Origin of the sequence: Polaromonas sp. C04 (assembly GCF_002002705.1) — a bacterium.
Taxonomy (GTDB): Bacteria; Pseudomonadota; Gammaproteobacteria; order Burkholderiales; family Burkholderiaceae_C; genus Rhodoferax_A.
Genome location: NZ_MUNS01000032.1, coordinates 36,696 through 55,914, shown reverse-complemented (window position 1 = coordinate 55,914; position 19,219 = coordinate 36,696). Strand labels below are relative to the sequence as shown.

Genomic DNA, 19,219 nt, shown 5'->3' with positions numbered 1-19,219 from the left:
GGGCTTTCAACGGAGGGGAGTGCGGCCAGGCTCAGTGGTTGTCGCGTGGCACGAACGAGCCGCGCTGGCCGACGAGGAAGTCCAGGTCCACGCCTTCATCGGCCTGCAGCACGCGATCGATGTAGAGCTTCCAGTAGCCCGACGACATGGGTGGCTCCGGGGCTTTCCACCGGGCCAGCCGGCGCGCCAGTTCCTCGTCGCTCACAAGCAGGTGCAGCAGGCGGCGCGGCACATCGAGCTCGATGATGTCGCCGTTTTGCACCACGGCCAGCGGCCCGCCGGCGGCGGCCTCCGGCGCGGTGTGCAGGATCACGGTGCCGTAGGCCGTGCCGCTCATGCGCCCGTCGCTGATGCGCACCATGTCGGTAATGCCGCGGCGCAGTATCTTGGGCGGCAGCGGCATGTTGCCGATTTCTGCCATGCCGGGATAGCCCTTGGGGCCGCAGTTCTTCAGCACCATGACGCAGTTCTCGTCGATGTCGAGCGACTCGTCGTCAATGCGCTGGTGGAAGTCCTCGATGTTCTCGAACACCACGGCACGGCCCTTGTGCACCATCAGCCCGGGCGTGGCGGCGCTGGGCTTGATGACCGCGCCGCGCGGCGACAGGTTGCCGCGCAGCACCGCGATGCCGGCGTTCTCCTTGAAGGGTGTGGCCAGCGGCTTGATGACCTCGGTGTTGTAGTTCTGCGCGTCGGCAATGTTCTCGCCAATGGTCAGGCCGTTGGCCGTGATGGCCCCAAGGTGCAGGTGCTGGGCGATCTCCTTCAGCACGACGGGCAGGCCGCCGGCATAGCAGAAGTCTTCCATCAGGAATTTGCCGGACGGCTGCAGATTCACCAGGCAGGGCAGTTCGCCCGCGAGCCGGTCGAAGTCGTCAATCGTCAGTTTGACACCGATGCGCCCGGCCATCGCAATCAGGTGGATCACGGCATTCGTCGAGCCGCCGATCGCCGCCAGGGTCTTGATGGCATTTTCAAACGCCTCGCGCGTCAGGATTTTCGACAGCTTCAGATCCTCGTGCACCATGCCGACGGCGCGCCGTCCCGCCATGCGCGCCAGCACGTTGCGCCGCCCATCGACCGCCGGGTAGGCCGCGTTGCCGGGCAGGCCGATGCCCAGCGCTTCCACCATGCTGGCCATGGTGCTCGCCGTGCCCATGGTCATGCAGTGGCCGTGGCTGCGGTGCATGCAACTCTCGGCTTCGAAGAAATCCTGCAGCTTGAGCGTGCCGGCACGCACCTGCTCGCTCATGCTCCACACGCCGGTGCCCGAACCCAGTTCCTGGCCGCGCCATTTGCCGTTCAGCATCGGCCCGCCGCTGACGCCGATGGTCGGCAAATCCACGCTGGCCGCGCCCATCACCAGCGAGGGCGTGGTCTTGTCGCAGCCCATCAGCAGCACCACGCCGTCGAGCGGGTTGCCGCGGATGCTTTCTTCCACGTCCATCGACGCCAGGTTGCGGTACAGCATGGCGGTCGGACGCAGCAGCGTTTCGCCCAGCGACATCACCGGAAATTCGAGCGGAAAGCCGCCGGCCTCGTACACGCCGATCTTGACCTGCTCGGCAAGCAGGCGAAAGTGCGAATTGCAGGGCGTGAGTTCGCTGAAGGTGTTGCAGATGCCGATGACGGGGCGGCCATCGAACTGGTCATGCGGCACGCCCTTGCCCTTGACCCAGCTGCGGTAGGCAAAGCCGTCGCGGTCCTGGCGACCGAACCATTGCTGGCTGCGCAAGCCGCCGGGCCGTCCCGAAGGTGCGACGGCCCCCTCGGGGGGGCGCGACGCGTGGGGGCCGTTGGTGGTTTCTTCGGGTTTCTTCTTGGGGGGGTGGCTCATGGTGTGGGTGCTGGAAGTGTTGAATTTCGGGGAATACCCTGAGGGCGTCATCGTATTATGGTAATACCATAAGCAATCTACCGCGTTCTGTAAAGCGCCAATTGGAGTGTGCCCTTGTCGAAACCCGAAATCCTGGTCGCTGCGAAATTATGGCCACCCTATATGGAAGCCTTGCGCGCCGCCTATGTGGTGCATGACCGTCTGCATCAGACCGATCCGGCCGCCTTTGCGGCGGCCGCGCCGCGCATCCGTGCCATTGCCGCCAGTGGCGAATCCAAAGTGCCGCGGGGCCTGATGGACCAGTTGCCGGCGCTCGAGGTCATCTCCGTGTTTGGCGTGGGCTACGACGGTGTGGACGTGGCGGCGGCGCGCGAGCGTGGCGTGCCCGTCACGCATACCCCCGACGTGCTGACGGACGACGTGGCCGACATGGGCCTGGCGCTGTTGCTTGCCGTGGCGCGGCGCGTCCCGCAAGCGGACCGGTTCGTGCGGGCCGGTCAATGGCCGGGCGGCCCGGCGCCCTTGGGCCGCAAGGTCAGCGGTGCGCGGCTCGGCATCGTCGGTCTGGGGCGTATTGGCCAGGCCATTGCGCGCCGCGCCGAGGGCTTTGGCATGAGCATCGCCTACACGGCGCGCCATGAAAAACCGGCAACGGCCTACCGCTATTGCCCGACACCGCAGGCGCTGGCGGCCGAGGTCGATTTCCTGATGGTCATCACACCGGGCGGAGATGCGACGCGCGGGCTCATCAATGCGCAAGTGCTGACGGCACTCGGTCCCAAGGGTTACCTCATCAATGTCGCGCGCGGCTCGGTGGTCGATCAGGCCGCGTTGATCCACGCCCTGGAGCAGGGGCAGATCGCCGGGGCGGCGCTCGATGTGTTTGAAGACGAGCCGAATGTGCCGCCCGCGCTGGCCGCGCGCGACGACGTGGTGCTGACGCCGCACGTGGCCAGTGCGACCTGGCAGACCCGCCGCGCCATGGCCGATCTGGCTTTCGGCAATTTGCAGGCCCATTTTGCGGGGCAGCCCGTGCTCACACCGGTGCCGCAATGATGGCCATGATGAAGAACGTGCATGGCAACACCGTCGATTTCCTCGGCGAGGCCATCGTGGCCGGTCGTTATGCGGTGGGCAGTTCGATCCCGCCCGAGCCCCTGCTGTGCGAGGAGCTTGGGGTCAGTCGCACGGTGGTGCGCGAGTCCGTCAAATCGCTGGTGGCCAAGGGACTGATTCACACCGGCCCGAAGGTGGGGACCCGCGTACTGCCGTCTGACGACTGGAACTGGTTCGATTCGGATGTGATCGCCTGGCAGTCCAGGGTGGGGCTGAGCCGTGAATTCATTCGCGACCTGCAGGACCTGCGTCGTGTCGTCGAGCCCGCTGCCGTGCGGCTGGCCGCAGAGCGTGCCACGGACGAAGATATTTCGGGTATCGAAAACGCCTATGCCGGCATGAAGCGGGCTGTGCTGCAGGGCGGAGACTATGTGACCTTCGATCTGCGTTTTCACCAGGGCTTGCTGCGCGCCTCGCACAACCGCCTGCTGGTGCAGATGAGCAAGGCATTGGGCGCCTTGCTGCGCACCAGCTTCGAGATCTCCACCAGCAAGAAGAACGGCCCGCGCCGGTCCCTGCCGCTGCACCGCGCCGTGCTCGATGCCGTGATTGCCCGAAACGTGTCCGGCGCCGAGCAGGCGATCCTGGTGCTCATCGACGGCGCGCACCAGGATATCGAACAGGTACTGGCCTCGCGCCGCCGGTTGCCGCGCCTGGGCCGGCCCGCGCTGCAGCTCAAGGCGGCGGCACCCGCATGACAAAACAAGTTTTCCCTCAACAACCACAAAGGAGACTCTGATGAAGTTCAAGCTAGTTGCCACGGCGGCGCTCATGACCACGGCGCTCATGGCGTCCGGGTATGCGAGCGCCCAGGAAACGCTCACCGTCTGGTGGGTCAAGGGGTTTTACAAATCCGAGGACGACGCACTGTTTGCCGCGATCAAGAAGTTCGAGGACAAGACCAAGGTCAAGGTCGAACTCTCGCAGTACGCCGTACAGGACACCATCCCCAAGACGGTGTCGGCCCTGGACTCCGGCAGCCCGCCCGACGTGGCCTATTCGGATGTCTACGATTTTCAGGTCACCGGCAAATGGGCTTATGACGGCAAGCTCGAAGACATCAGCGACGTGATCACGCCGATCAAGGACCGGTTTGCACCCAACACGGTCGAGACCACCTATCTCTACAACAACGTCACCAAGAAGAAGGCCTACTACGCCTTCCCGCTCAAGCAGCAGACCATGCACATCGAGTACTGGATCGACATGCTCAATGAGGCCGGCTACAAGGAAACCGACATCCCGACGGACTGGAAAGGCTATTGGTCGTTCTGGTGCAACAAGGTGCAGCCCGCCTATCGCAAGAAAACCGGCTCGCGGACCTACGGCATCGGCATGCCCATGGGCGTCGACGGCACCGACTCGTTCTATTCGTTCCTGACATTCATGGACGCCTACAACGTCAAGCTGGTCGATGACAACGGCAAACTGCTGCTCGACGATCCGAAGGTGCGCACGGGCCTGATCGGCGCCATGACCGACTACACCCGGCCTTACGTCGAAGGCTGCACCCCGCCGTCGTCCACCAGCTGGAAGGACCCGGACAACAACGTCGCCTTCCATAACAAGACCACCGTGATGACGCACAACGCGACGATTTCGATCGCGGCGAAATGGCTGGACGACATGAACAACGAAGCGCTCAAGCCCGAGCAGCGTGCCATCGCCAAGAAAAACTACTACGAACTGATCCGCACGGCCGGCTTCCCGAACAAACCGGACGGCAGCAAGATGCAGTACCGCTCGGCGGTGAAGACGGGCGTGATTTTCAAGGACTCCAAGAACAAGGCCCGTGCCAAGGAGTTTGTCAGCTTCCTGCTGCAGGAAGAAAACCTGACGCCTTACGTGGAAGGCTCGCTGGGCCGCTGGTTCCCGGTCACCAAGGTGGCGCAGCAAAGCCCGTTCTGGAAGGCTGACCGGCACCGCCTGTCGGTGTACAACCAGTACATGGCCGGAACGGTGACCTTCGAGTTCACCAAGAACTACAAGTTCACGATTGTGAATAACGAAAACGTCTGGGCCAAGGCCATGAACCGTGTCGTCAGCGAGAAGATCCCGGTGGACCAGGCCGTCGACGAAATGATCGCACGCATCAAGGCCATTGCCAGCTAGGCGACAGGTTCAAGCTGCGATGAAGTCGTGTCGGCCACCCCGGCCTCGGGGCGGCCGACACACCTGACCAACACCCGAACACGATGAACACACTCACTCTCGATCAGAGCCGGCCACCCGCCCCTGCAGCGGCCCGGAGAATGTCTTCATGGCAATTTTGGGGGCTGGTACTGGTCATTCCCTATCTGCTGATTTTTCTGGCCTTCGTGATTTACCCCGTAGGCTACGGCTTGTGGCTGGCGCGCCATCCCCACAGCTATGTCAAGCTGTTTGAAGACCCCATTTTTCTCCGCTCGGTGATCAACACCCTGGTATTTTTGATCGTCGGCATCAACATCAAGATGCTGATCGCACTGGGTTTGTCGGGCTTTTTTGTGCAGACCCGGAGCTGGATCAAGTGGCTCTCGGTGCTGTTCATCCTGCCCTGGGCGATGCCCTCGATCCCCACCATCCTGTCGGTGCGTTTCATGCTCAACCCCGAATGGGGCCTGATCAACTCGCTGATCTTTCGCCTGACCGGTGCCGATGGCCCGAACTGGCTGAACGACCCGACCCTCGCGCTGACATTCGCCATCCTGATGCACATCTGGAAGTCGCTGCCGTTCTGGACCCTTATCCTGATTGCGGGACGATTGGCAATTCCGGCCGAGCAGTATGAAGCCGCCTCGGTGGATGGCGCCTCGAACTGGCAGAAGTTCAGGTTCATCACCTGGCCCTCCATGAGAACGCTGTACCTGACCTCCACCATTTTGTCGATGATCTGGACCCTGGGCGACTTCAACAGCGTGTACCTGCTCACGGGCGGTGGTCCGGCTGATCTGACGCAGGTGCTGGCCACGCTGGGCATCCGTTACCTGCGGCTGGACCAGGTGGATCTGTCGATGGCATCCATCGTCGTCGCCATGCCGCTGGTGCTGCCGCTGATCTACTTCATGATGAAACGGTTGTCCAAATGAAGCGCCTGACCTTCAAGGCGGTGGCGACCGAGGCCAAGCTGCTGCTGATTGGCGTTCCGCTATTCCTGTGGACCATCATTCCGGTCTACCACATGGTCCTGTTCGCCATTTCCCCGCGCGACACGGCGACCTCGGGGCATCTGTGGCCCACGCATCCGACCCTGCACAACTTCGAGGTCGTGCTGACGGAGCAGCATTTCTACCTGAATCACTTCTGGCTGCAGTTCTGGAACTCATTGTTCATTGCGGTCACGGTGGGCCTGCTGACCCTGGTTGTGTCGACCGCGGCGGCCTTTGCCATCAGCCGCCTGAAGGTGCGCGGCGGGCGAACGGTGATGAATCTGGCGCTGTTCACGTACTTCATCCCGGCCGCCTTCCTGGCGGTTCCCATGTACAAAACCATGGGCAACTATGGTTTGCTGAACAGCCAGTGGTCGCTGATTCTGGCCATGGTGACGATTGCGGCGCCGTATTGCATCTGGGTGCTCAAACAGGCTTCTGACAAGTTGCCTTTTGAGCTGGACGAGGCCGCCAAAATGGACGGCGCGTCGGCGCTGCAACTGTTCCGGCTCGTGTACCTGCCGCTGATGGTGCCGTCGCTGGTGGCGGTCGGCACCTATGCGCTGCTGCTGGCGTGGAACGAGTACCTGTTTGCGTTTTTGCTGCTGTCCAACGATCGCACCATCACGCTGGCGGTGGCGCTGGGCAGTTTTCTGTCGGCCGACGACTCGCCCTGGGAGCTGCTCATGGCCACGGGGCTGATCTACGCACTGCCGCCGGCGGCGATTTACTACACCTTCAAGCGCTACATGGTGTCGGGCCTGACGGCCGGCGCCGTGAAGAGCTGAACACAAAGGGCCGCCCCATGGCATCCGTATCGTTTCGCAGTGTCGAAAAAAACTTCGACAAGACCAAGATCATTCACGGCATCAGCTTTGACATTGCCGACGGCGAGTTCGTGGTGCTGGTCGGGCCTTCGGGCTGCGGCAAGTCCACCTTGCTGCGTATGCTGGCGGGTCTGGAAGACATCAGTGGCGGCGAGATCGCCGTGGATGACCGGGTGGTGAATGACGTCGAGTCCAAGGACCGCGACATTGCCATGGTGTTCCAGAGCTATGCGCTGTACCCGCACATGACCGTGCGCGACAACATGGCCTTCAGCCTCAAGCTGCGCCGGGCCGAGGCGGCGCTGACCGAGCAGCGGGTCGGCAATGCGGCGCGCATCCTGAACCTCGACCCCCTGCTGGATCGTTTCCCGCGGGAGCTGTCGGGGGGCCAGCGCCAGCGCGTCGCGATGGGGCGCGCGATCGTGCGGGACCCCAAGGTGTTCCTGTTTGACGAGCCGCTGTCCAATCTCGATGCCAAGCTGCGCGTGTCCATGCGCGCCGAGATCAAATCGCTGCACCAGCGGCTCAAGACGACGACGGTGTACGTGACGCACGACCAGATCGAAGCCATGACCCTGGCGGACCGGATCGTGGTGATGCACGACGGCATCGTCGAGCAGATCGGCACGCCGCTCGAATTGTTCGACCGCCCTGGCAACCTGTTTGTGGCCCAGTTCATCGGCTCCCCCGCGATGAATATCCTGCAAGGCACGCTGCGTCAATCCGAAGGCCGGTGCTGGGTGGAAGCGCAGAGTCAGCAATGGCCGGTGGGCCCGGTGGCTGCGGGCCAGGATGGCCAGGCGATCCACTACGGAGTGCGGCCGGGCGACCTGGCCGTCTCCACTTCGGGGCAGGGCATTCCAGCCAGGGTCATCGTGGTCGAGCCGACAGGCGCCGAAACGGAATTGCTGCTGGAGGTAGGGAGCATCCGTGTGATCGTGGTCATGCACGGTCGCACCACCGCCCGGCCTGACGACATCATCCATCTGGAAATTGACGCCGCCAAAGCCCATCTCTTCGATGAGGCCAGCGGCGCGCGGCTGGCATGATCACAGCCACCTCCTTTCGCCTGGACGGGCGCATCGCCCTCGTCACCGGCTCCTCCGGCGGAATCGGCTTGGCGCTGGCGCGCGGCCTGGGCCAGGCGGGCGCCAGCGTGGTGTTGAATGGCCGCAATGCCGGCAAGCTGGAGCAGGCGGCTGCGGCACTGCGCGCTGAAGGGCTGCCGGTCCACACCCGCGTCTTTGACGTCACGCAGGCGGCGTCCGTGCAGGCCGCGGTGGACGACATCGAGGGCACGCTCGGGGCCATCGAAATCCTGGTCAACAACGCCGGCATGCAGATTCGCGGGCCGCTGCAAGACTTTCCGGAGGCCGACTGGCACCAGCTCATGCGCACCAATGTGGACAGCATGTTTTTTGTCGGCCAGGCGGTGGCGCGCAAGATGATTGCGCGCGGGCGCGGCAAGATCATCAACATCTGCTCGGTGCAAAGCGAGCTGGGCCGGCCCGGCATCGCGCCTTACACGGCCAGCAAGGGCGCCGTCAAGATGCTGACCAAGGGCATGGCGATCGACTGGGGGCCGCATGGCATCAACGTCAATGGCCTGGGTCCGGGTTATTTCAAGACCGAGCTGACCGAAAAGCTGGTGGCCGACGAGCAGTTCACGGCCTGGCTACTGGGGCGAACCCCGAGTCGGCGCTGGGGCGATGTGGAAGACCTCGCCGGTGCAGCGGTGTTTTTGGCCAGCGACGCGGCCAGCTTTGTGAACGGCCATATCCTCTATGTGGATGGCGGCGTGACCGCCACCCTTTGAGCCTCAATCTCCCGGGAGAATCCCATGCGCGCACTGGTCTGTCATGCTCCGCTCGATTTGCGTCTGGACGCCTTTGCCGCGGAAATTCCCGGGCCACAGCAATTGCAGGTTCGTGTTGCCTTTGGCGGCATTTGCGGCTCCGACCTGCACTATTTTCAGCATGGTGGTTTCGGCGCCGTGCGCATCAGGGAGCCCATGGTTCTCGGGCACGAAGTCTCGGGCGTCGTGGACGCGGTGGGCAGCGGCATCAGCGGCTTCAAGCCGGGCCAGCGCATTGCGATCTCGCCGTCGCGCCCCTGTGGCATATGCCGGTTTTGCCAGCAGGGCTTGCACAACCATTGCGTGGACATGCGCTTTTATGGCAGCGCCATGCGCTTTCCGCACGTGCAGGGTGCGTTTCGCGAGACGCTGGTGATCGACGCCACCCAGGCCCATGCGATTGCCGACGATTTGCCACTGTCCGAGGCGGCGCTGGCCGAGCCCTTGTCGGTGGGTCTGCACGCCATTGCCCGGGCCGGTTCGGTCTTTGGCAAGCGCGTGCTGGTCACGGGCTGTGGCCCGATCGGCGCCTTGCTGATTGCCGGGTTGCGCCGCGCCGGCGCGGCCGAGATCGTGGCCGCCGACATTGCCGATCTGCCGTTGGCCTGTGCTTTGAAAATGGGGGCCGACAAAACCATCAACCTCGCGCAGAATCCCGACGCACTGGCGCCCTACGCAGCGGGCAAAGGGCAGTTCGACGTGATGTTCGAAGCCTCGGGCAGCGACAAGGCGCTGCGCACCGGCCTGGAGGTGGTGGCGCCGCGCGGCGTGATCGTGACCATCGGACTGGGGGGCGATATTTCGCTGCCCCTCAACGTGCTGGTGGGCAAGGAGATCGACCTGCGCGGCACCTTCCGTTTTCATGCCGAGTTTGCCGTGGCCGTGGCGTTTCTGAACCAGCGCCTGATCGACGCACGTCCGGTGATCAGCGACACCCTTGCCTTTGAGCGGGCGCCCGAGGCCTTTAAACTTGCCGGCGACAAGCGCCAGTCCATGAAGGTCCAGATCTCTTTTGATCAGGCGCTGGCCTGACCGACCCTTCCATTCAGGACGACAACATGACCGTGTTCACCAAAGTCATCCTCTTCACCGATACCGACGGCCGTGCAAAATTTCGCGAGGAAACCGTGGCCTTGAGCGAAGGCACGCCGCAGTCCCTGCTGTCGCCGCTGTCGCCATCGGCGGGCTATCAGTTGCGCCACAGTCCGCCGGGCTTTCGCAGCCAGTTTCACTGCACCACCACGCCGCAGTGGGTGTTCATTCTGGGCGGCGAGATGGAAATTGGTTTGCGGGACGGCAGCTCGCGCGTGTTCAAGCCGGGCGAGCATTTTTATTCGGCCGATGTGTTACCCGAGGGGGTTGGTTTTGATGCGGCCGTGCATGGCCACTGGAGCCGTCAGGCCGGCCCCGACCCGTTGGTGACGCTGTTCGTGCGGGATTGACCGCGAGCCGCTCTCACGGGCCTCAAGGCGCCTGCATGCGGCCCGAGAGAATCCGTTGCACGCCCGGCTGCCCGGCCTTGACGGCCCCGATCAAGGCGCGGGCGACCTGCTCCGCCCGAACGGTCTTGTAATTGGCGGGAACCAGTGGATCAAGCCAGCGCATGGCGGACAGGGCCCATCCTTCGGCGCTGCGGCCTGGCTGTTGCAGGCTGCCGCGATCGCCCGCAATGAAAGACGGTTGCACGATCACAACGGAGTCAAAGCCCAGTTTGCAAACCGCCTCCTCCATCTCACCCTTGACGCGGTTGTAGAACACAGCCGATCGAGGGTTTGCGCCCATGGCGCTGACGACTCCTAATTTAGTAGCGCCAGATTCGCGCGCAGCCTGGGCTACAGCCACAACTGCCTCATAATCCACGGCCCGGAAGGCGGCCTGGCTGCCGGCCACCTTGATGGTCGTGCCCAGCGCGATGTAGACATCGTCCACCGGGGGCAGGGCCGGCAGGGCTTTGAGGTCGACCGTGTGGCACGTCAGCCTGGAGTGGGTGACAGGCGGGGCGCGGCGGCCCACGCAGTGAACCCTTGAATACGCCTTATCGGCCAAAAGAGCCGCGAGAACCTCCCGGCCCACGAGACCCGTTGCCCCGGCCACCAAAGCCACCCGTGCCGCCGCCTGATCCGCCATAAGAGCCTCCGTTGCGATTGCCGCCACCGAAACCGCCGCCACTCCTGCGGCCGCGTTGTTCCGCCATGCTGTCCACGCTGGTGCGCATGGGGTCCGGCTGGCCGCCCTGGGGCGCACGCGGCGCCGGATTCAGGTTGGCACCGCTGGCAGTGCGATTGTGATCCGGCTGGCCGGCGCCTGCGCCGTCACGGTAACCGCCGCCGTTGCCGCCCCCCGAGCGTCCGCGGCCCTGGGCAGGGCGCGGTCCACGCGCTGCCGGGTCGCTGTGCGGCGCGGGGCTGCGCTGGCCGCCGCGCGGGCCTCCACGGCCATTGCCGTTGCCGCCACGGTCGCCCTGCGTCGCCTTGTTGTCGCGCACGCGCTGCATCATCTCGCTGCGCGCGGCCTTGGCCGCGGCCTGCATGACGTCGCGGCTCGGCGGTTTGCCGGCGCCGCCCCAGATGGTCTGGCGGCCCATGGCAATGGGTTCGGCCTTTTCGCCGGGTTCCGGCATGAAGCCCTCGATGATCTTGACGGCGATTTGCTGCTTGGTGAAGCGCTCGATGTCCTGCATGAAGCCTTCTTCGTCCAGGCACACCAGGTTCACGGCCGCGCCGTCGGCCCCTGCGCGGCCCGTGCGGCCGATGCGGTGCACGTAGTCTTCGCTGACGTTCGGGATTTCATAGTTCACCACGTGCGGCAGATCGTCGATGTCGATCCCGCGCGCAGCAATGTCGGTGGCCACCAGCGCGCGAATGTCGCCGCTCTTGAAGCCGCTCAGCGCCTGTGTGCGTGCTGCCTGGCTCTTGTTGCCGTGCAGGGCCATCGCCTGGATGCCGTTCTTGGTCAAAAACTCGGCCACGTTGTTGGCGCCGAACTTGGTGCGCGTGAAGACCAGCACCTGGCTCCAGTTCTGTTCCTGGATGATGTGCGCCAGCAGCGCCTTTTTCTTGCCGCGGCCGACCGGGTGAATCACCTGGGTGATGCGCTGCACCGTGGTGTTGCGCGGCGTGACCTGGATGCTCTGCGGATTCTTCAGCAGGGTGTCGGCCAGGTCGCGGATCTCGTCGCTGAAGGTGGCCGAGAACAGCAGGCTTTGCTTGTCCTTGGGCACCACGGCCAGCACTTTCTTCACGTCGTGGATGAAGCCCATGTCCAGCATGCGGTCGGCCTCGTCGAGCACCAGGATCTGCACCTGACCGAGGTCCAGCACGCCTTGCTGCAGCAAATCCAGCAGACGGCCCGGGGTGGCGACCAGGATGTCCACGCCCTTTTTGACCTTGGTGATCTGCGGGTTCATGCCGACGCCGCCAAACACCACGGTCGAGGTCAACGCCAGATATTTGCCATAGGTCCGGACCGATTCCTCCACCTGCGCGGCCAGCTCCCGCGTGGGCGTCAGCACCAGGGCACGGATGCCCTTGCCGCCGAACTTGTTCTTGGGCGCCTCGGCCAGGCTCAGCCGCTGCAGCATGGGCAGCACGAAGGCCGCCGTCTTGCCGGTGCCGGTCTGGGCGCCGCCCAGCATGTCGTGCCCGTCCAGCACCACCGGAATGGCTTGTGCCTGAATGGCCGTGGGGGTCTCGTAGCCAAGCTCGTGCACAGCCTTGACGATGGCCGGAGCCAGGTTCAATTCTTCAAAGTTCATAGTTTTGCGCCATCCAGGGCGCTGGGATATCGGCCTGTCGCGGGTGTCAAACAACCGCACCAGTCAAAGGCAGATGGATTCAGGGTTGGGCGCTAAACACATGGTTCTGGCCCCAGCAAAGTGCTGACATTGCGGGCAACTGGAGCGCCGCAACAGCCGGTATTGTCGCATGCTGGGATAATTCATGCTTTCCAGCACCCTAGCAAAGAGATAACGCACCAGATGGCTCAATACGTTTTCACCATGAACCGCGTCGGCAAGATCATTCCGCCGAAGCGTCATATCCTCAAGGACATCTCCCTGAGCTTTTTCCCCGGCGCCAAGATTGGCGTGCTGGGCACCAACGGCTCGGGCAAGTCCACACTGATGAAGATCATGGCCGGACTCGACACCGAAATCGAGGGCGAAGCCACCCCCATGGCGGGCCTGAACATCGGCTACCTGCCGCAGGAGCCGCAGCTCGACCCCGAACAGACGGTGCGCGAGAGCGTCGAGGCGGGCATGGGCGCGGTGTTTGCGGCCAAGGCGCGGCTCGACGAGGTGTACACCGCCTACGGCGCCGAGGATGCCGACTTCGACGCGCTGGCGGCCGAGCAGGCCGAGCTGGAGGCCATCATCGCCACCGCCGGCACCGACTCCGAGCACCAGCTTGAAATTGCGGCCGATGCCCTGCGCCTGCCGCCCTGGGACGCCAAAATCGGCCTGCTGTCGGGCGGCGAAAAGCGCCGCGTCGCCCTGTGCCGCCTGCTGCTGTCCAAACCCGACATGCTGCTGCTCGACGAGCCCACCAACCACCTGGACGCCGAGTCGGTCGACTGGCTGGAGCAGTTCCTGCAGCGCTACTCCGGCACCGTGGTGGCCATCACCCACGACCGCTACTTCCTGGACAACGCGGCCGAGTGGATTCTGGAGCTCGATCGCGGCTCCGGCATTCCCTACAAGGGCAACTACAGCGACTGGCTGGCGCAAAAGCAGGAGCGCCTGGTGCAGGAGCAAAAGGGCGAGGAAGCTCGCGCCAAGGCCCTGAAGAAGGAGCTGGAATGGTCGCGCCAGAACCCCAAGGCGCGCCAGGCCAAGAGCAAATCGCGGCTGGCGCGCTTCGAGGAGCTGTCCGATTTCGAATACCAGAAGCGCAACGAAACCAACGAGATTTTCATCCCGGTGGCCGAGCGCCTGGGCAACGAGGTGATCGAGTTCGTGAACGTCACCAAGTCGTTCGGGGACCGCGTGCTGATCGACAACCTGAGCTTCAAGGTGCCCGCCGGCGCCATCGTCGGCATCATCGGCCCCAACGGGGCGGGCAAGTCCACGCTGTTCAAGTTGATCGCCGGCAAGGAAAAGCCGGACAGCGGCGAGGTCAAGATCGGCTCCACCGTGAAGATGGCGTTCGTCGATCAAAGCCGGGATGCGCTGTCGAACGAGAAAACCGTGTGGGAAGACGTCTCGGGCGGGCTCGACATCCTGAACGTGGGCAAGTTCCAGATGGCCAGCCGCGCCTACTGCGGGCGCTTCAACTTCAACGGGGGCGACCAGCAAAAGCGCGTGGGCACGCTGTCGGGCGGCGAGCGCGGGCGGCTGCATCTGGCCAAGACCTTGATCGCCGGCGGCAACGTGCTGATGCTCGATGAGCCCTCGAACGACCTGGACGTGGAGACCCTGCGCGCGCTGGAAGACGCCTTGCTCGAGTTCGCCGGCTCGCTCATGGTGATCAGCCACGACCGCTGGTTCCTGGATCGCATCGCGACCCACATTCTGGCCGCCGAAGGCGACAGCCAGTGGGTGTTTTTCGACGGCAACTACCAGGAATACGAAGCGGACAAGAAGAAGCGCCTGGGCGAAGAAGGCGCCAAGCCAAAACGCATGCGCTATAAAGCGCTGAAGTAATCGCCGCTCAAATTCTCCATGACCACCCACGACGCGCAACCGGCGGCTCCCTACGCAGCCTTGTTTGACAGCTGCCTGCGCGAAGCGGCCGATGGCGGCGGGTCCTTGATGGAGATGATGGTGGGCAAGCTGCGGCTGTCCCTGCAGCAGCAGTTTCGCAGCGCCGGGGCGCAGGAGCGCGAGGCGCTGGCCGAATCGCTGCGCCTGCTCGCCAGGCATGAGGCCCGGCTCTGCGCCGGGTATCCGCAGGCCCTGCAGGCGGCCTTTGCCGAAGAGGTTGCCGGCCAGAAGGTCAAGCCGATGGCGGCGGCCCTGAGTTTTGACGAGCTTGAGCTGATGGACGAGACCCAGGTTCAGGAGAGCGTCGAGGTCGCGCGCGCACTGCAGGTGGCGCTGCTCGCCAGCGACAACCAGCTGACGGACCTCAATGCACTGATTTGCGCGGCGCAGGGCTTGCGAACGGTTCAGGCCCATCGCAATCCGGTGCGCCCGGAACTCTATGTGCGCACGCTGCGCAACCAGCTGGCGCAGACCGACGTGCCGCCATTGGTCTGGTTGAGCTGGATGCAGCATATGGGCGCGACGTTGGGACAGGAGCTGGGCGCCGTGTATGCGTCGTTGGGCAAATCACTGCGCGCCCATGGCGTGACGCAGGCGGCGTACTCCGTGACGCAAACACCGGATTTGTCCCGCCCCGCGTCGGCGAGCCGGGATGCCGCCGGGCTGACCCTGGCGCAGCTGCGCCGGCTGCTGGCCGGAGAGCTGGACACAGGTGCGGATCAGAATTCGTTCGCGGCCCGGTTTGCACGGGAGTTCGAGTCCTCCGGCAGGCAGCCGCTGCCGCCGGCCTTTGCCCACACCGTGCCGGCTGCGTTCGAAGCGCTGCAGGAAATGAAGCAGGTGGACCAGGTGATGCAGCGCCTGGCGCAGCGGGCCAGCGATTCCGCACCGACCGCGCCGGCGCCAGCGCAAGCCATGATGCCGGTGCGCGAGCAGCTGCGACAGCAGGCGCGCGGGCTGGGTCAGGCACTGGGGCTCGAGGTGGTGGCCCTGATGGTCGAAAACATCACGCGCGACACGCGTTTGCTGGCCCCGGTGCAGCAGGCGGTGCGCGATCTCGAGCCGGCCCTGTTGCGGCTGGCCCTGATCGACCCCCGATTCTTCAGCCACAAGCAGCATCCGGCGCGGCGCCTGATCGAGCAGATGACGCATCGCAGCCTGGCCTACCGGGCGGCGGATGCCGCGGGATTCGAGGCCTTCATGCAACCCCTGCGCCAGGCGGTCGATGCGCTGTCGAGCGTGTCGATCGACAGTGCCGAGCCTTTCGAATTCGCTCTCCAGTCGCTGGAGGCGGTCTGGGATCGGCAGGAAGAGCACGAGCGTGAGCAACGAAAAATGGCGACGCAGGTGCTGGCGCAGGCCGAGCAGCGCAATGAACTGGCGCGAGGCGTTGCCAGGGAGATGCGCGAGCGGCCCGAGGCCGCGCTGGCACCGGCGCCGGTCATGACGTTCCTGTGCGGCCCATGGGCCCAGGTGGTGGCGCAGGCGAGGCTGGCGGACCCGCACGGCGCGGTGGACCCCGCGGGCTGCCTCAGCGTGGCCAAGAACCTGCTGTGGAGCACGCAGCCCGGGTTCGCAAAAAAAGAGATTGCCCGGCTGACGGGCATGATTGCGCCCCTGCTCGGCCAGCTGCGCGAGGGCCTGGCGCGCATCGACTACCCGGCGGCCGATGCGGACCTCTTTTTCAACCAGTTGATGGCGCTGCACCAGCAGGCGCTCAAGCCCGCACCCGGCGCCGCGGCGCCCACCGACGCCAAGGCGCTGGCGCGCGAAAAGCTGGAGGCGATGTTTCGCGACGCAGACCAGGAGCCCCTGTGGCTGGCGCCTTCCGAGGCGAAACAGTCGGGCTTTATCGAGGCGACGGACTCGCTGCTGTCCAGGCCGCGTGTCGAGCCGGCTCAGCCTGCACCCGGCCCGGCCGACGCGTCGCACGATCCTGCCCCTGCCGCGGTGGCCGCCGCTGCGACGCCGGCGCCCGGCGTTTCACTCGGCGCCTGGGTGGAACTGCAGGTGCATGGACGCTGGACGCGGATGCAGCTGACCTGGGCGAGTCCACGCGGCAACCTGTTCATGTTCACCGGGGTCAAGGGCAGCACTCACTCGATGACCCGGCATTCGCTCGATCAACTGCTGCAGGATGGCACCCTGCGCGTTTTCTCGGATCAGGCGGTGGTGGACAGCGCACTCGATGCCGTCGCGCAAACCGCCATGCGCAACAGCGTGGACGTCACGTCTTGAGCAGTTTCTTGCGCACCATCTCGATGTGATCGCGCAGGGCATACAGCTCGTCCGCATAAGACAGCGGGATGTTGACCTTGCCGACGTGGCGCTCCAGCGTGTTGAGCTCGTCGACCAGTGCGGGCGATGAGGCGGGCTCGACCTCCAGTTGGTGCTCGATTTCGCGCAGGCGGCCGTACCAGCGAAACACGCGCGAGCGGATCCTGAACTGGTACAGCGGCGGCACGATGCGGCTCAGCGGCAGCAGCACGGCCACGATGATGCCCAGCGCCAGCCACATGCGCTCGACCAGATTCGCCAGCCAGAACGGCAGGTAGCGCTGCAGCAGCGGTGCGCCGTTGCGCAAGGTGCGGTCGGCAGGCTTGGCCAGCGGGTATTCGGTGTTGTTCGCGTTCGGAAACTCGTGTGCGCGGTTGAACCAGCCGGCGCCGCTGTGCAGCGTCTGCGCGGCCTGCGAGAACAGCTGCAGCAGGGCCGGGTGCGTGTCCTCGCGCGCCAGCAAGGTGGTGGTGGTGGCGACCAGCCGCACGTTCTGCGGCGGCACGTCGCCGGCCAGGTCCACCACGCCGCGCGGCAACACGACCGGTGTCAAAAAAGCGAAGCGGCGCGAATAGGCTTCGCTCTGCGCGAAATTCATCAGCTTCACGCCCGGCGTCTGCAGCAGCATCTGCACCATCAGTGCCTCGGGGGCCGAGACGAACACGATGGCATCGAGATCGCCGCCCAGAAAGGCGACGGTGGCCGGGGTCTGCGCCAACTGCGACAGCTGGATCGATTGGGGGTCGATCCGGTTGGCTTGCAGCAGTTTGTCCATCAGGCCGGGCACCCCGCTGCCCTGCGTGCCCACGTTCACGCGCAGACCCGCGAGCTGGGCCAGGTTCGACAACGTCGCGTCTGTCGTGCCGGGTACCTTGCGCGCCGCGTCTTCGCGGTAGAACAGCCAGATCGGTTCCACGAACAGGCTGCCCAGCGAGCTCAGTGCACTTTGCGTGTCGCCCTGCGCATCGCCACTGCCGCCCTGCACGAAGCCAAGGTCCGCCTTGCCGTCGCGCAGCAATTGCAGGTTGGCCGCGGAGCCTTCGCTGGGCAACAGCGTGACGTCGATGCCATTGACCGCCAGCGCTGCCTTGTAGCGTTTGCCGAACTCGTCGTAGGCGCTTTGCGCCGGGCCGGTGGCCAGCGTGACGTGCCGGGGTGGATTCGGGTCGAGCCACCAGTAGGCGAAGGCCAGCAGGGCGACCGTCAGCAGCACAAAGGGGCCGGCTGAAACCAGCAGATCGCGCAGCGACAGCAGGGTGTGGCGCATGGCCTGTGGCATCGCGCGCGGTCTCAACGCGAGGGGCTTGCCGCGCGCGCGCGCGGCGCCGCCAGCTCGGCCGCGGCCGGCAGGTGCAGCGCGCCCACACTAATGCCGCGCGCCGCCTGCACGGCCCGCACCACCGCCCGGGCCGTGGCCTCGGCTGCCATGGTGCCCAGCAGCATCATGCCCAGCGTTTTGCCCGACTGGCCGGTGCCCAGCGCAAACAGCGTGTCGCCGTCGGACATCGTGTGCACCGGGTTGATGCTGCGCGCCAGGCCGTCATGCGCCAGCTGGGCCAGTTTTTGCGCCTGGGTCTTGCTGATCACGGCGTCCGTGGCGATCACGCCGATGGTCGTGTTGGTGCCCGCCAGCAGGGGGTTCAGCGGCTCGCCGCGCAGGATGGCGCGGCGGCTATCCAACAGGGCGCGTCCATTCGCCGTGCGCGCGCCGGCCAGCACGCGGCCGCTGTCGGGGTCGATCACATCGCCCAGCGCGTTGCACGCGATGAGGGCGCCCACCGTGACGCCCTGCAACGTGACCGACGCCGTCCCGATGCCACCCTTCATGGCACGGTGCAGGCCGAACAGCTTGCCGACCACTGCGCCGGCGCCGGCGCCCACATTGCCCTCGGCCGGGCGTTGGCGCGAGGCAGCGGCGCAGGCGCGGTAGCCGGCCTGCGCATCGGGCCGGATGCGGGCATCGCCCACCGGCAGGTCGAACAGCACGGCGGCCGGCACGATGGGGACCAGGCCGACGCCCACGTCGAAGCCGATGCCCTGTTCTTCCAGCCAGCGCATGGCACCGCTGGCGGCATCCAGCCCCCAGGCGCTGCCACCGGCCAGCACGATGGCATGCACCTGCTCCACCAGGTTGCCGGGCCGCAGCAAATCGGTCTCGCGCGTGCCGGGCGCGGCGCCGCGCACATCGACGCCGCCGGCCGCGCCATGGCGCGCGAGGATCACGGTGCAGCCGGTCGGGCGGCGCGCGTCGGTGAAATGGCCGACCTCGATGCCACCGACCTGGGTCAGGCTGCCCGGTGCGCGGCGGCCGGGCGGTGTCGGGGCGGAAGTGATCGCATGGGTGGCAGCAGTGGGGGCTTTGGCGGTAGGGCGTGTCATGGCGGCTTGATTATCTACGCCGGCACAGGGATGGCGACCCGGTCTGCGCCGGGGTCTCCGGTGCGACACTGGAGGGCCTTTGCCGAAAGCGGGGTAATCTAT

The 19,219-nt window shown here is 65.4% G+C and carries 16 protein-coding genes; 11 read left to right on the top strand and 5 right to left on the bottom strand.

Features of this window, described 5'->3' with window-relative positions; genetic code table 11:
- Positions 1-31: 31 nt before the first annotated feature.
- A complete protein-coding gene (locus tag B0E49_RS12520) occupies positions 32-1,837 on the bottom strand; it encodes an IlvD/Edd family dehydratase (protein WP_286137979.1) in 1,806 nt (601 codons plus the stop codon).
- Positions 1,838-1,951: 114 nt separating this feature from the next.
- Here B0E49_RS12520 and B0E49_RS12515 point away from each other — a divergent pair, with 114 nt between their 5' ends.
- The 9 genes from B0E49_RS12515 (at position 1,952) to B0E49_RS12475 (ending at position 10,205) form a co-directional block, all read left to right on the top strand.
- Positions 1,952-2,893 carry a 2-hydroxyacid dehydrogenase gene (locus tag B0E49_RS12515; RefSeq protein WP_286137978.1) on the top strand — a complete coding sequence of 314 codons (942 nt, stop codon included), beginning with the start codon at positions 1,952-1,954 and terminating at the stop codon, positions 2,891-2,893.
- A gap of 5 nt (positions 2,894-2,898) precedes the next feature.
- The gene (locus tag B0E49_RS12510; RefSeq protein WP_077562563.1) at positions 2,899-3,651 is read left to right on the top strand and encodes a FadR/GntR family transcriptional regulator; all 753 of its coding nucleotides are present in this window, start codon (positions 2,899-2,901) and stop codon (positions 3,649-3,651) included.
- Between the two features lie 40 nt (positions 3,652-3,691).
- On the top strand, positions 3,692-5,065 hold the full coding sequence (locus tag B0E49_RS12505) for an ABC transporter substrate-binding protein (RefSeq protein ID WP_077562532.1): 1,374 nt from the start codon (positions 3,692-3,694) through the stop codon (positions 5,063-5,065).
- Between the two features lie 140 nt (positions 5,066-5,205).
- Positions 5,206-6,021, top strand: coding sequence for a carbohydrate ABC transporter permease (locus B0E49_RS12500; RefSeq protein WP_286137977.1), 816 nt, complete (start codon positions 5,206-5,208; stop codon positions 6,019-6,021).
- Complete coding sequence (locus tag B0E49_RS12495) at positions 6,018-6,869, top strand: carbohydrate ABC transporter permease (protein WP_077562530.1); 852 nt, start codon at positions 6,018-6,020, stop codon at positions 6,867-6,869. The genes B0E49_RS12500 and B0E49_RS12495 overlap by 4 nt, the downstream gene beginning before the upstream one ends.
- 17 nt (positions 6,870-6,886) lie before the next feature.
- The gene (locus tag B0E49_RS12490; RefSeq protein WP_077562529.1) at positions 6,887-7,957 is read left to right on the top strand and encodes an ABC transporter ATP-binding protein; all 1,071 of its coding nucleotides are present in this window, start codon (positions 6,887-6,889) and stop codon (positions 7,955-7,957) included.
- Entirely contained in the window at positions 7,954-8,724 is a 771-nt protein-coding gene (locus B0E49_RS12485; protein WP_077562528.1) for a glucose 1-dehydrogenase, read from the top strand. The genes B0E49_RS12490 and B0E49_RS12485 overlap by 4 nt, the downstream gene beginning before the upstream one ends.
- 24 nt (positions 8,725-8,748) lie before the next feature.
- Positions 8,749-9,795 (top strand): L-idonate 5-dehydrogenase, encoded by a 1,047-nt coding sequence (locus B0E49_RS12480; RefSeq protein WP_077562527.1) that lies wholly within the window; start codon positions 8,749-8,751, stop codon positions 9,793-9,795.
- A gap of 26 nt (positions 9,796-9,821) precedes the next feature.
- Positions 9,822-10,205, top strand: coding sequence for a cupin domain-containing protein (locus tag B0E49_RS12475; protein WP_077562526.1), 384 nt, complete (start codon positions 9,822-9,824; stop codon positions 10,203-10,205).
- 22 nt (positions 10,206-10,227) lie between these two features.
- Here B0E49_RS12475 and B0E49_RS12470 read toward each other — a convergent pair whose 3' ends face one another.
- The gene (locus B0E49_RS12470; RefSeq protein ID WP_077562525.1) at positions 10,228-10,890 is read right to left on the bottom strand and encodes an NAD(P)H-binding protein; all 663 of its coding nucleotides are present in this window, start codon (positions 10,888-10,890) and stop codon (positions 10,228-10,230) included.
- Entirely contained in the window at positions 10,799-12,517 is a 1,719-nt protein-coding gene (locus tag B0E49_RS12465) for a DEAD/DEAH box helicase (RefSeq protein WP_077562524.1), read from the bottom strand. The genes B0E49_RS12470 and B0E49_RS12465 overlap by 92 nt, the downstream gene beginning before the upstream one ends.
- A gap of 222 nt (positions 12,518-12,739) precedes the next feature.
- Between B0E49_RS12465 and ettA the strand changes: the two genes are divergently transcribed.
- Positions 12,740-14,401 carry an energy-dependent translational throttle protein EttA gene (gene ettA, locus B0E49_RS12460; protein ID WP_077562523.1) on the top strand — a complete coding sequence of 554 codons (1,662 nt, stop codon included), beginning with the start codon at positions 12,740-12,742 and terminating at the stop codon, positions 14,399-14,401.
- An 18-nt stretch (positions 14,402-14,419) separates the two neighbouring features.
- The gene (locus tag B0E49_RS12455; protein ID WP_077562522.1) at positions 14,420-16,699 is read left to right on the top strand and encodes a DUF1631 family protein; all 2,280 of its coding nucleotides are present in this window, start codon (positions 14,420-14,422) and stop codon (positions 16,697-16,699) included.
- Here B0E49_RS12455 and B0E49_RS12450 read toward each other — a convergent pair.
- Together B0E49_RS12450 and B0E49_RS12445 are read right to left on the bottom strand one after the other, a co-directional pair.
- Entirely contained in the window at positions 16,689-18,017 is a 1,329-nt protein-coding gene (locus tag B0E49_RS12450) for a TAXI family TRAP transporter solute-binding subunit (protein WP_077562521.1), read from the bottom strand. The two genes, B0E49_RS12455 and B0E49_RS12450, sit on opposite strands and share 11 nt — an antisense overlap.
- Positions 18,018-18,028: 11 nt before the next feature.
- A complete protein-coding gene (locus B0E49_RS12445; RefSeq protein WP_077562520.1) occupies positions 18,029-19,117 on the bottom strand; it encodes a P1 family peptidase in 1,089 nt (362 codons plus the stop codon).
- Between the last annotated feature and the right edge of the window lie 102 nt (positions 19,118-19,219).

Bases quoted from the DNA above. Each gene is read 5' to 3' on its own strand.
- B0E49_RS12505 (WP_077562532.1), top strand. From the start codon at position 3,692: ATGAAGTTCAAGCTAGTTGCCACGGCGGCGCTCATGACCACGGCGCTC.
- B0E49_RS12470 (WP_077562525.1), bottom strand. From the start codon at position 10,890: ATGGCGGATCAGGCGGCGGCACGGGTGGCTTTGGTGGCCGGGGCAACG.
- B0E49_RS12510 (WP_077562563.1), top strand. From the start codon at position 2,899: ATGATGAAGAACGTGCATGGCAACACCGTCGATTTCCTCGGCGAGGCC.
- B0E49_RS12480 (WP_077562527.1), top strand. From the start codon at position 8,749: ATGCGCGCACTGGTCTGTCATGCTCCGCTCGATTTGCGTCTGGACGCC.
- B0E49_RS12500 (WP_286137977.1), top strand. From the start codon at position 5,206: ATGTCTTCATGGCAATTTTGGGGGCTGGTACTGGTCATTCCCTATCTG.
- B0E49_RS12485 (WP_077562528.1), top strand. From the start codon at position 7,954: ATGATCACAGCCACCTCCTTTCGCCTGGACGGGCGCATCGCCCTCGTC.
- B0E49_RS12455 (WP_077562522.1), top strand. From the start codon at position 14,420: ATGACCACCCACGACGCGCAACCGGCGGCTCCCTACGCAGCCTTGTTT.
- B0E49_RS12490 (WP_077562529.1), top strand. From the start codon at position 6,887: ATGGCATCCGTATCGTTTCGCAGTGTCGAAAAAAACTTCGACAAGACC.
- B0E49_RS12475 (WP_077562526.1), top strand. From the start codon at position 9,822: ATGACCGTGTTCACCAAAGTCATCCTCTTCACCGATACCGACGGCCGT.
- B0E49_RS12450 (WP_077562521.1), bottom strand. From the start codon at position 18,017: ATGCCACAGGCCATGCGCCACACCCTGCTGTCGCTGCGCGATCTGCTG.
- B0E49_RS12495 (WP_077562530.1), top strand. From the start codon at position 6,018: ATGAAGCGCCTGACCTTCAAGGCGGTGGCGACCGAGGCCAAGCTGCTG.
- B0E49_RS12465 (WP_077562524.1), bottom strand. From the start codon at position 12,517: ATGAACTTTGAAGAATTGAACCTGGCTCCGGCCATCGTCAAGGCTGTG.
- B0E49_RS12520 (WP_286137979.1), bottom strand. From the start codon at position 1,837: ATGAGCCACCCCCCCAAGAAGAAACCCGAAGAAACCACCAACGGCCCC.
- ettA (WP_077562523.1), top strand. From the start codon at position 12,740: ATGGCTCAATACGTTTTCACCATGAACCGCGTCGGCAAGATCATTCCG.
- B0E49_RS12445 (WP_077562520.1), bottom strand. From the start codon at position 19,117: ATGACACGCCCTACCGCCAAAGCCCCCACTGCTGCCACCCATGCGATC.